Genomic DNA, 10,293 nt, shown 5'->3' on the forward strand with positions numbered 1-10,293 from the left:
ACCTCCATCGACCGCAGCCCGCACCACAGCATCAGCCCTGCGATCGCCCGATCCCGCCAGGTCCGCAGACTCCCCACCAGCGTCGCCGCGTCCTGCGGTGACAGCGCGACCGGCAGCCGGCGTGGTTCCCGCAACCTGAGCGCGGATCGCGCGACGGGGCGTCGGACGGTGTGAGCGAGCATCCCTGACCGCTCCCCGCTCGTCCGCCAGCGCGCCTCCCTGCCCCGCGGGACCGGGTTGCGCCTCGCCGGGTCGCGCAGTCCCGCATACGTGAACAGCCCTGAGATCGCCGCCAGCCGACGGTTGATCGTCGTCGCCGCATACCGGTCCAGCCGGCGCCCGTCCATCCCGACGACGTTCGGACCCGGCCTGCCCGGCAGGGACGCCTCCCGGCACGCCCGCAGGAACCCGAGCAGGTCATCGGTCGTGACCTCCTCCAGCGGCCGGTCCTGCCCGGTCAGCCAGCGGCAGAACGCGAGCAAGTCATACCCGTACGACCTCACCGTCGCCGGCGAGTAGTTCCGATCCAGCAGATGCGCGAGGTACTCGTCCACCAGCGCGAACCGGGCGGCGTGCTCACCGGCGAGCACCCACTCGCCGTCACGCTGCTCGAGCCGTAGGACTTCCTTGTCCGTCATGCGACACATGTTGCACCCGTGCGTCACACACGCGACGGACGCGACGTGCTCCGGCGTGTCGCCGCCTGGGCTCGCGGGCCGAATAGCCGGTTAAGAGGGAGTCGCCGACCGAGCCGATCGACCCTGCGATGCCGGCTTCGGCGAGCTGCTGCGTCAGCGCAATGGAGGTGTATTGGCTGCCTGCGTCGGAGTGATGGATCAAACCGTCCGAGGTGAACGTCGCCGATGCTCGCCGACGAGTCGACAGTGCCTGTTGGAGCGCATCGGTGACCAGGGACGATTCCTTCGACATCGACGCCTTCCAGCCCAGAATCCGCCGGGAGGCGACGTCGGTGATGAACGCGACGTAGCAGAACCCTTGATAGGTCCAGACGTAGGTGAAGTCGGCCACCCAGACCGAATCGAGTCGGGTGACGCCCCAGCCCCGGTCGACCAGATCGGGAAACCGGGCCGCGGTCTCGTCCCGTCTGGTGGTGATCGTGCGATGCGCACCCCGGACGATGCCCGAGATTCCAGCCGCCCGCATCAACCGGGCAACCCGGTCACGGCCGACGGCGTGACCCTCGCGCCGCAGCGCATGCCACATCTTCAACACCCCATAGAGGCCGCGGTTGCGGTCCCAGAGATCGACAATCACCTCCAACAGAGCCGCGTCCGACACTGCCCGCCGAGACGGCGGACGCGACTTCGCTGCGTAGTACGTCGACGGGGCGATCTTCACACCATGCTCGGTGAGCACCTGACAGATCGGCTCGACCCCGTGCATCGACCGTTCCCGGTCGATGTATTCGACGATCACGTTGACGGGCGGTCGAGCTCCGCCGCGAAGAAAGCCGACGCCGATTTCAGAATCGCGTTCGCCCGCCGCAACTCGGAATTCTCCCGGCGAAGCCGCTTCAACTCCGCCAGCTGGTCAGTCGTCACCCCGGGCCTCGAGCCGCCATCGACCTCGGCCCGACGCACCCACCCCTTGATCGTCTCAGCAGGCACCCGCGTCAACGTCGACACCTGGTTCGCCGCAGCCGCCTGCGACTCATCCGGTACCTCGACCCGACGCTCCGAATACATCCGGACGACCCGCTCGATCGTCTCCTTGTCGTACTTCGCTGGCATGGCCCTCATCCTCCTAGATGGGATCAGAGCCTCCATGGAACCCAGGGCGGTTCAATTCGATGTCGTGGGTGCACGCTCTGGTTCCGTCGGTGGAAGCCCACGCGATCTACGGGCGCGTGACGCAGCAGGCGGTGGTGATCCGTGACCACGACCGCGGGACCACCCGCGGTGGGGAACCGGGGGATGGGGTGGAGCGGAGTCTGGATGAGATTCGTGCTGACGTGTTCTGCGACCTCCTCATCGACGGAACCGTTCCCCAACACCCGAAACAGGCGCGGGGTATCCGCGCAACCGTGGTCGTTACCGTCCCCGCCCTCGCCCTCCTCGGCTTCGATGGTGTGACGGATCCTGCGGAGGTGGAGGGGGTTGGTCCGATCCCGATCGAACGGGCCCGGGAACTCGCCGGTAACGCAACGGGGTGGATGCGGGTGCTGACCCACCCCGAAACCGGCGCCGTGGTCAGCGTCGGGCGCACGAGGTATCGGCCACCGCCGGAGCTGGCGAAGCTGGTGAAGTGGCGGGCTGACCGGTGCATGGGCCCGGGATGCTCGAAACCCGCCTCGCAATGTCAGATAGATCATTCGGTCGCGTGGGCTGACGGTGGTGAAACCTCGGTGACGAACACGGCCCCGCTGTGCCAGGGTCACCACACGGTGAGACACCACGGCGGGTGGCAGATCACGCATCTGGGTGACGGGTCGCTGGAATGGGTATCCCCACACGGCCGCCGATACGTGGTGCCGCCGGAGCGACGCCTCCCCACCTTCTACCCCAACGCCGCCTGAACGGGAGGGTTCGGGTTGGGGCGCTGCCTGAACCCGGCCTGCAGGCGGCAGGTGCGTATTACCGTGGGGGCATGAGCGCGACAGAGTCAGCACGCGGCAGCGACGTAGCCCGCCAGATCCTGGTGATCGCGGCCTTCGTCTTCATGATCATCGGCGACGCCGTGGGCCTCGGTGCCTTCGGCGGCACACCGATCCAAGATGCGCAGGGCGGGTCGTTCTCGCCGGATGCCTCGTACCTCACGCCGGCGACCGAGGCCTTCGCGATCTGGACGCCCATCTACCTCGGGCTCGCGATCTACGTCATCTGGCAGGCGCTCCCGTCGCAGCGCGCCCGCGACCGTCAGCGCAGCCTCGGCTGGCTCATCGCCCTCACGATGGTGCTCAACGGCCTCTGGCTCGTCACCGTGCAGTTCCTCTCGGTCTGGGCGACCGTGGTCTGCATCATCCTGCTGCTCGCGGCGCTCGTCGTGACCTACCTCCGAGCCGTGCGCACCCGAGAGCCGGCCGACGGATGGCTCGACGGCATCCTGATCGACGTCGTCACCGGCTTGCACCTCGGCTGGGTGACCCTTGCCACCGTCGCCAACATTGCCGCGGCGCTCACCGCGACCGTCCCAGCGGACTGGGAGAGCGCAGCATCCGTCGTCGGGGTCATCGTGCTGATCGTGGTCGCCGTGGTCGCGCTCGGGATATCGGCGTCGGGTGGGTGGCGGATCGCGCCTGTCCTGTCGATCGCCTGGGGACTCGGATGGCTCGCCGTTGCCCGCCTCCTCGGTGACCTCAACGACGTCCCGATCGGTATCACGGCGATCATCGTCGCGGTGATCGTGCTCATCGTCCCGATCGTCGGGCGATTCATGCGCGAGCGGACGCTCGCCGACTGACACGCCGAAACCTGGTAGCCCCGGGCGCGAAACAGCGACCTGGCACACTGAACTACATGACTAGCGGCGTCGGACGCGTATCGGTTTTGAGTATCGGCGAGGTGCGGCTGCGTCCACACAACATCGTCGGCAACGGCACTCCTATGCTGTGGTGGACGTTCACCTCGCGGCGATGGACGGATCCGCTGCCGGTGAATGTCGTCCTCATCGAGCACGATCAGGGTTGGGTGCTGTGGGACACGGGCCAAGCGCCCGGGTCCGCTGATGCGCCGAAGGAGTACTTCCCTGGCGGATTCGTCGGTGCGGTCTACGCGCGGCAAGTCGATTCAACGCTCACGCCTGGGCAAGGGCTCGGCGAACAGCTCGAGCTCGCCGGGGTTCCGATCGAGCGACTGAGCCTCGCCGCTATCTCGCACCTCCACTACGACCACGCTGGAAACGTCGGCGAGCTCGCCGCGGCCAGCGTCCCGGTGCTCGTCAGTGAGCACGAGCATGCCGTGCTCACGGGGAAGTCGCCGCACATGCATGGCGTCCTGGCCGAGCATCTGCTCGATGCCGGTGTCCAGTGGCGGCCCGTCGCGTTCGCCCCCTCGCAGGATCCCGCGCTCGTCGACTTCGACGGTGCCTACGACATCTTCGGGGACGGCGCGCTGACGCTCCTGCCCACGCCGGGTCACACCGCGGGTTCGATGAGCCTGCTCGTCCGTCGTGGCGAGGGTCGGAATCCGCTGCTGCTGGTCGGGGATGCAACCTACGATCCGAGCCTCATCGAGAAGGCGGTCGTTCCGGACGTCGGCGACCGGAAGCAGCAGCTCGAGACGCTGCGGAAGTTCGCGGCGTTGCGTGAGCGGCTGCCTGGCCTGCAGGTGATCGCCGGTCACGACCCTCGGGCCGCAGAACTCGTCGCCTGAGAGCACGCGCACTCTCACCGAAGCAGCGCGCGCAACTCCGACTCGACGGATGCCGGACGCGACGGGTCGATCGTCGTGCCGTGCTCGTAGGCCTCCACGATCCGCGGATCCACGTAGCTGCTCCGAGCGATAGCGGGGGTGTTCCCGAGGATGAAGGCCGCATCCCGCATTGCTGCAGCGACAATCCTCGCCCGCCGCGACGGTGAATCCACCGGTCCCGCCTTCGCCAGGCTCAGAGCCGCAGCCGCGGTGCCGTGCAGGGTCCGGAAGTCCTTGGCGGTGAAGTCTCCGCCCGTGCGCCGGCGGATGTCGGCATTGATCTCCTCCGGATGTAGCGGGTGCACCTCGCCATCGCCCTCGCGCCACGCCAACAGTCGCGCCCGCCCACCGCGGCGCTTGAGCGCCCGCACCACGGCAGCAAGATCGGGGTCCGTCAGCTCCGATTCCCACGGCTGTCCGCTCTTGCCGGGAAAGCGCAGTTCGACGCGCTCACCGTCGTGCACGCTCGCGTGCGCGCACAGCAGCGTGCAGAGGCCATAGCTGCCATGGACGTCGGCGTAGCGCTCCGACCCGACCCGCAGGCTCCCGGTGTCAAGCATCCGGAACGCCGTCGCCAGCACACGGGAGCGCCCGAGCCCGTCGGAGCGCAGATCGAGCGTCACCGTGCGTCTGGCCCCGGGGAGCGTTTCGGCCAGGTCCAGCATCCGTTCGAACTTCACCCGATCCTGACGCTCGCGCCAGACCTCGTGATACAGGTATTGGCGCCTACCGGCGTCGTCGACGCCGGTCGCCTGGATGTGCCCGTGAGGGTGGGGCGAGATCCACACGTCGTTCCACGCGGGCGGAATCGCTAGGGCCGAGATCCGCTCGCGCGTGGCCTCGTCGGTGATCGCCGCACCCGATTCATCGAGGTAGGCGAATCCGCGTCCGCGACGCACACGCCGCAAGCCCGGTTCTGTGGTGCGGCTGCGACGGAGGCGAGGCATGCGTTTCACGCTACGCCGCCGCGATGGGGGTGAGGGCGGTTCGGTACTTCTGGCGGCGGGGCGGATGCTGTCAACCCCCTCAGCGAGACTCGTCGGCATCCGTATCGTCGCCCCCGACCGATCGCCGATCCGGCGACCGGCAGCACGGCGACCACGAAGGAGACCGTCATGACAAGCACGATGACCGCAGACATCGAGGTGGACGCCCCGATCCGCGCCGTTTACGACCAGTGGACGCAGTTCGAAGAGTTCCCCGAGTTCATGGGATCGGTGAACTCGATCACCCAGGCCAGCGACGACCTCACGCACTGGTCGGTCAGCATCGGCGGGGTTGAGCGCGAGTTCGACGCCCAGATCATCGATCAGGTGCCCGACGACCACATCGAGTGGGCGAGCACGGGGGAGCGGGTTCACACCGGACGCGTCGCTTTCACACCCGTGAGCGATGATCGCACCCGCGTTGAGCTGCGCATGGAGTGGGAGCCCGAGACGTTCATCGAGAAGGCGGGCGCCGGACTCAACCTCGACGAGGCAGCAGCACGCATGGATCTCGAACGCTTCAAGTCGTTCATCGAAGACCGCGGTCGCGAGACCGGCGGCTGGCGCGGCGAAGTCCACAACTGACGAAGCCAATGATGCTCCCCGCGCGCTGAATAGCCTGCGGGGAGCGCCATCGTTAAGCGCTCAGCGACCCCGACGAACCGCCGCTCGTCGGGCGTTCACGATGCCGTATGCGAGGGTGCCGATGATCGCGAGCAGGAACACCGCCGATGCGATCACGTTCGCCTGCGGCGGGATGCCGCGCTGGGCCGCGACGTAGATGTAGACCGGGAAAGTCTGCACCGAGCCCGACGTGAAGTACGTGATGATGAAGTCGTCGAAGCTCAGGCTGAACGACAGCAGCGCGGCGGCGATGATGCCCGGCAGCAGCAGCGGGAACGTGATGCGCCAGAACACCTGTCGGGGTGAGCCGTAGAGGTCTCGCCCGGCCTCCTCGATCGACGGATCCAGCGAGAGCGCACGAGCGCGCACCGTCACCACGACGAAGCTTAGACAGAACATCGTGTGGGCCAGGATGATCGTGCCGAGCCCCTTCGCGACGCCCATCGTCAGGAACTGGGCGGCAAGACCGGCACCGATGACGACCTCAGGGGTTGCCATCGGCAGAAACAGCAGCAGGCTGATCGAGCCGCGGGCCTTGAACTGGTAGCGCACGAGCGCCAGGGCGATCATCGTGCCGAGGGTCGTGGCGATGATCGTGGCGACAAGGCCGACGAGGATGCTGTTGCCGAACGCCACACACACTTCGGGCTGCTCACAGACGGTGAGCCAGTTCTCGATCGTGAACCCGTTCCAGGTGATGTTGGTGCGGGTCGTCTCGTTGAATGAGAACAGGAACGTGTAGGCGATCGGGATGAGCAGCACCACGAACGCCGCGATGACGTAGATGCCGAGGATGCGGGACCGCACGGTCCATTGCGTCTTCACAGGAGGTCATCCGTTCCCGTGCGCCGCACGTAGCTGCCGACGATGATCAGGATGACGGCCATCAGCAGGATGCTGAGGGCTGCCGCCTGCGGGTAGTTCACCGTGATGAGGAACTTCGACTGGATGACGTTACCGATCATCGTGGTCGACGGGCTTCCGAGGAAGGCTTGGCTGGCGTTGACGTAGTCGCCGGTCGCGGGGATGAAGGTCAGCAGAGTCCCCGACACGACTCCCGGGAGCGAGAGCGGGAACGTGACACGCCAGAACGTCTGCCCCGGCGTGGCATACAGGTCAGAGCTCGCCTCGAGCAGGCGCGTGTCGAGCCTGTCGAGGGAGGCGAACAGCGGCAGCGTCATGAACGGGATGAAGTTATAGGTCAGGCCGAAGACGACGGCGAACCCGGTTCCCGTGATGTGATCCTGCGGTCCGAAGATGCCGATCGCCTGCAGGAATCCGACGACCGGCCCTTCGTCGGCGAACAGTGCTTTCCAGGCGAGGGTCCGGAGGAGGAACGAGATGAAGAACGGCGCGATCACCAACACCAGCAGCAGGTTGCGGATGAGCGGTCTGTCGCGCAGCACGACGCCGATGAAGTACGCGATCGGATAGCTGATCAGTAGCGCGAAGAGGGTGGCCAACAGTGCGTACCAGAACGAGCGCAGGAACTGCGGCCAGTACTCCGCGATGACGTCGACGTAGTTCTGCCAGTTGAACGCGTAGTAGAACGCGCCGTACTGGGAGGTGTCGTTGACGCCGAACGAGGTGATGAGCAGCGATACGAAGGGGACGAGGAAGAACAGGGCGAGGTACGCCAGCCCCGGCAGCAGCAGCGCGAACGCCACCCAACTAGCGCGACGCTGCGGCGAGGCCTTCTTGGTATCGGCGACAGCCAGCGCCGACATCGCCATGGCTAGGAGTCCTCGCTGTCGGCGATGGCCTCGGCGGCCCCTACCTGGGCGTCGGCATCCAGCCCGAACGTGTGCTCGGGGCGCCAGCGCACCCAGACTTCGCTTCCCACCGAGAAGACCGAGCCGAACACCATGTTCTGCTCGAAGACCCCGACGGGCCCGATCCCCGGCATCTCAACGGTGTACTGCGTGCTTACACCGGTGAACGAGAGGTCGGTGATGCGTCCGGGCCCGAGGACGTTGTCGTCGGTGGTGGGAGCCTCGGCAGCGAGCATCAGCTTCTCGGGTCGAACACCCACGGTGATCGGGCCGGATGTCGCGACGGCGCGATCGATCGGCATCCGCAGTGTGCCCCCTGCCTCAGTACGCGCGACGAGCGTGCCGCCTGCCGCTGATTCGACCGTCGCGGGAATCAGGTTCGATTGCCCCAGGAAGCTCGCGACGAACCCGGTGCGGGGGAGTTCGTACAGTTCCTGCGGCGGGCCCATCTGCTCGATGCGTCCGTGGTTCATAACGGCCACGGTGTCGGCCATCGTCATGGCCTCTTCCTGGTCGTGCGTCACGTGCAAGAAGGTGATCCCGACTTCATCCTGAATCGTCTTCAGTTCGGACTGCATCTGGCGACGCAGCTTCAGGTCGAGAGCGCCGAGAGGCTCATCCAGCAGCAGCAGTGCCGGTCGATTGACGACCGCCCGCGCGAGCGCGACGCGCTGCTGCTGACCACCCGACAGCTGCGAGGGCTTACGCCCCGCCACGTGATCGAGCTCGACGAGCTTGAGGGCATCGAGGGCGCGGCTTGAGGCATCCGTCACCTTGCGTCGGCGAAGACCGAACTCGACGTTCTCTTGCACCGTCATGTGCGGGAAGAGCGCGTAGCTCTGGAAGACCGTGTTCACGGGACGCTTGTGCGGCGGCACGGATGTCACGTCCTTACCGCCGATCGAAATCGATCCCGCGGTGGGTCGCTCGAGGCCCGCGACAATGCGCAGGGTCGTCGTCTTGCCGCAGCCCGATGGGCCGAGCAGGGCGAAGAACGAGCCCGCCGGAATCACCAGGTCCAGATCGTGCAGAGCGGTGAAGCCGGGGAAGGTCTTACGGATGCCGCGGAGCTCGAGGTCGGCGCCGGCCTCGGGTGTCGTCGTGCTCATGCGGGATCAGGCGCCGAGTCCGACGGCTTCGAACTCTGCGTTGTACTTCTCCTGCTCCTGGTTGCTGAGCGCCCGGAAGATGTACGCGTTCGCGAGCGTCGCCTCGTCGGGGAAGATGAGCTGGTTATCGACCATTTCGGGGTCGATGTCGGTCATCGCTTCCTGTGCTCCGACGACGGGGGTGATGTAGTTCACCCAGGCGGCGACCTCGGCGGCGACCTCCGGCTGGTAGTAGTAGTCGATCAACGTCTCGACGTTGGTCTTCTGCTGCGAGCCGATCGGGATCATGAAGTTGTCACTCCAGAGCGTCCCGCCCGAGTCGGGGAGGGCGAACCCGAACTTGTCGTAGCCGACCTCCGCGTTGATCGCGGTGATGTCGCCCGACCACACAATCGCAGCGAGCGTGTCTTCGTTGATGAGGTCGTCGGCGTACGAGTTGCCCTTGATGTTGCGGATCTGGCCGTCCGAGACCTGCTTCGCGAAGACGTCGATCGCGTTCTGGAACTCGGTGTCGCCCCACGAGTCGGAGGTGATGTCCACACCCTGGCTGAGCATGATGAGGCCAATCGTGTCGCGCATCTCGCTGAGCACGCCGACGCGACCCTTCAGGTCGGGGTTCCACAGGTCGTCAATGGATGCCAGGCCGTTGGGGAGCTTCTCGGTGTTCCACGCGAGACCCGCAAATCCTGACTGCCACGGCACGGAGTTGGCGCGGCCCGGGTCGAAGCTCGGGTTCATCAGGCTCGGGTTGAGGTTCGCGTAGACGTTGCCCATGTTGGCCTTGTCAAAGGCCTGCGTATAGCCGGAGGCGATCCAGATGTTTGCCATCCAGTCGGTGAGGCACACGGTGTCGGCGCCGATGCCCTGGCCGAGCGCGAGCTGGTCGCGCACCTTCGCGAAGTAGGTGTTGTTGTCGTCGATCGCGACGTCGTAATTGACGGTGATGCCGGTCTGGTCCTCGAACGCCTGCAGCGTCGGGTGGTTGCCCTCGTCATCCTCGTCGAGGTAGAACGACCAGTTCGCCCACGTCAGAGTCTTCACGCTCGACGAGAGGTCTTCGGGGGCAGTCAGCGCTGAGCCGCCCGTGGAGTCCGAACCGCCGACGCGACCGGTGCAAGCCGCGAGGAATCCCATGAGCGATAGAGCGCCGGCGCCGGCGAGCACGCCGCGTCGGGAGATCTGCGCTGCGCGGGCCTGCGAGATCAGCGCTCGGATCATCGGATCGGAGGGGAGTGGACGGTCGGGCATAGTCGGTCACCTCAATCAGCTGAATGCGTGCTGTGCACGGATTGTCAGCGATCGTGCCATGACCTCACCCGAGGCGGCAAGCGTTTTCCGGCTCTTCGGACATTCGGTGGGGGTCATGGGGTGAGTCCGCCGGCGGCGAGGAGCATGCGGAGCCGGTAGTTGTCGCGGTTGCGGAAGCCGCGGG

The 10,293-nt window shown here is 66.5% G+C and carries 12 protein-coding genes and 1 other annotated feature; of the genes, 4 read left to right on the top strand and 8 right to left on the bottom strand.

Annotated elements, in window-relative coordinates; genetic code table 11:
* The 3 genes from AB0O89_RS14935 to AB0O89_RS14945 form a co-directional block, all read right to left on the bottom strand.
* Positions 1 to 638 (bottom strand): site-specific integrase (locus AB0O89_RS14935; RefSeq protein ID WP_363499232.1); only part of this gene is annotated, 638 nt, incomplete at its 3' end.
* On the bottom strand, positions 601 to 1,437 hold the full coding sequence (locus tag AB0O89_RS14940; RefSeq protein WP_363499235.1) for an IS3 family transposase: 837 nt from the start codon (positions 1,435 to 1,437) through the stop codon (positions 601 to 603). The genes AB0O89_RS14940 and AB0O89_RS14935, both read right to left, overlap by 38 nt.
* Positions 1,345 to 1,473: a sequence feature (AL1L pseudoknot), on the bottom strand. (Overlaps the previous gene by 93 nt.)
* Positions 1,434 to 1,751, bottom strand: a complete 318-nt coding sequence (locus AB0O89_RS14945) for a hypothetical protein (RefSeq protein WP_363499238.1) — start codon at positions 1,749 to 1,751, stop codon at positions 1,434 to 1,436. It overlaps the preceding feature by 40 nt. Before AB0O89_RS14945 ends, AB0O89_RS14940 begins: the two co-directional genes overlap by 4 nt.
* Positions 1,752 to 1,810: 59 nt before the next feature.
* On the opposite strand from AB0O89_RS14945, the gene AB0O89_RS14950 reads away from it, so the two are divergent.
* From AB0O89_RS14950 to AB0O89_RS14960, 3 genes are all read left to right on the top strand, one after another.
* Positions 1,811 to 2,536 (top strand): DUF222 domain-containing protein, encoded by a 726-nt coding sequence (locus AB0O89_RS14950; RefSeq protein ID WP_363499241.1) that lies wholly within the window; start codon positions 1,811 to 1,813, stop codon positions 2,534 to 2,536.
* A gap of 71 nt (positions 2,537 to 2,607) precedes the next feature.
* Positions 2,608 to 3,420: a TspO/MBR family protein gene (locus tag AB0O89_RS14955; RefSeq protein ID WP_363499244.1), complete on the top strand. Its 813-nt coding sequence runs from the start codon at positions 2,608 to 2,610 to the stop codon at positions 3,418 to 3,420.
* A gap of 56 nt (positions 3,421 to 3,476) precedes the next feature.
* On the top strand, positions 3,477 to 4,331 hold the full coding sequence (locus AB0O89_RS14960) for an N-acyl homoserine lactonase family protein (RefSeq protein WP_363499247.1): 855 nt from the start codon (positions 3,477 to 3,479) through the stop codon (positions 4,329 to 4,331).
* 14 nt (positions 4,332 to 4,345) lie between these two features.
* Here AB0O89_RS14960 and AB0O89_RS14965 read toward each other — a convergent pair whose 3' ends face one another.
* Positions 4,346 to 5,317 carry a DNA topoisomerase IB gene (locus AB0O89_RS14965; RefSeq protein WP_363499250.1) on the bottom strand — a complete coding sequence of 324 codons (972 nt, stop codon included), beginning with the start codon at positions 5,315 to 5,317 and terminating at the stop codon, positions 4,346 to 4,348.
* Between the two features lie 168 nt (positions 5,318 to 5,485).
* Here AB0O89_RS14965 and AB0O89_RS14970 point away from each other — a divergent pair, with 168 nt between their 5' ends.
* A complete protein-coding gene (locus tag AB0O89_RS14970; protein WP_363499253.1) occupies positions 5,486 to 5,941 on the top strand; it encodes an SRPBCC family protein in 456 nt (151 codons plus the stop codon).
* A gap of 60 nt (positions 5,942 to 6,001) precedes the next feature.
* Here the strand turns inward: AB0O89_RS14970 and AB0O89_RS14975 are convergent, their stop codons facing one another.
* Genes AB0O89_RS14975 through AB0O89_RS14990 form a run of 4 tightly spaced genes read right to left on the bottom strand, consistent with a single transcriptional unit; the run spans position 6,002 to position 10,109 of the window.
* Positions 6,002 to 6,787: an ABC transporter permease gene (locus AB0O89_RS14975; protein ID WP_292706951.1), complete on the bottom strand. Its 786-nt coding sequence runs from the start codon at positions 6,785 to 6,787 to the stop codon at positions 6,002 to 6,004.
* A gap of 14 nt (positions 6,788 to 6,801) precedes the next feature.
* Complete coding sequence (locus AB0O89_RS14980; RefSeq protein WP_363499256.1) at positions 6,802 to 7,713, bottom strand: ABC transporter permease; 912 nt, start codon at positions 7,711 to 7,713, stop codon at positions 6,802 to 6,804.
* A gap of 2 nt (positions 7,714 to 7,715) precedes the next feature.
* The gene (locus AB0O89_RS14985) at positions 7,716 to 8,861 is read right to left on the bottom strand and encodes an ABC transporter ATP-binding protein (protein ID WP_363499259.1); all 1,146 of its coding nucleotides are present in this window, start codon (positions 8,859 to 8,861) and stop codon (positions 7,716 to 7,718) included.
* A gap of 6 nt (positions 8,862 to 8,867) precedes the next feature.
* Positions 8,868 to 10,109: a spermidine/putrescine ABC transporter substrate-binding protein gene (locus AB0O89_RS14990; protein WP_363499262.1), complete on the bottom strand. Its 1,242-nt coding sequence runs from the start codon at positions 10,107 to 10,109 to the stop codon at positions 8,868 to 8,870.
* Positions 10,110 to 10,293: the final 184 nt, after the last annotated feature.

Origin of the sequence: Microbacterium sp. NPDC076895 (assembly GCF_040687115.1) — a bacterium.
Taxonomy (GTDB): domain Bacteria; phylum Actinomycetota; class Actinomycetes; order Actinomycetales; family Microbacteriaceae; genus Microbacterium.

What these genes read in the sequence shown, in the direction of transcription:
- AB0O89_RS14945 (WP_363499238.1), bottom strand. Translation starts at nt 1,751, where the DNA reads ATGCCAGCGAAGTACGACAAGGAGACGATCGAGCGGGTCGTCCGGATG.
- AB0O89_RS14970 (WP_363499253.1), top strand. Translation starts at nt 5,486, where the DNA reads ATGACAAGCACGATGACCGCAGACATCGAGGTGGACGCCCCGATCCGC.
- AB0O89_RS14955 (WP_363499244.1), top strand. Translation starts at nt 2,608, where the DNA reads ATGAGCGCGACAGAGTCAGCACGCGGCAGCGACGTAGCCCGCCAGATC.
- AB0O89_RS14960 (WP_363499247.1), top strand. Translation starts at nt 3,477, where the DNA reads ATGACTAGCGGCGTCGGACGCGTATCGGTTTTGAGTATCGGCGAGGTG.
- AB0O89_RS14950 (WP_363499241.1), top strand. Translation starts at nt 1,811, where the DNA reads ATGTCGTGGGTGCACGCTCTGGTTCCGTCGGTGGAAGCCCACGCGATC.
- AB0O89_RS14980 (WP_363499256.1), bottom strand. Translation starts at nt 7,713, where the DNA reads ATGGCGATGTCGGCGCTGGCTGTCGCCGATACCAAGAAGGCCTCGCCG.
- AB0O89_RS14985 (WP_363499259.1), bottom strand. Translation starts at nt 8,861, where the DNA reads ATGAGCACGACGACACCCGAGGCCGGCGCCGACCTCGAGCTCCGCGGC.
- AB0O89_RS14965 (WP_363499250.1), bottom strand. Translation starts at nt 5,317, where the DNA reads ATGCCTCGCCTCCGTCGCAGCCGCACCACAGAACCGGGCTTGCGGCGT.
- AB0O89_RS14990 (WP_363499262.1), bottom strand. Translation starts at nt 10,109, where the DNA reads ATGCCCGACCGTCCACTCCCCTCCGATCCGATGATCCGAGCGCTGATC.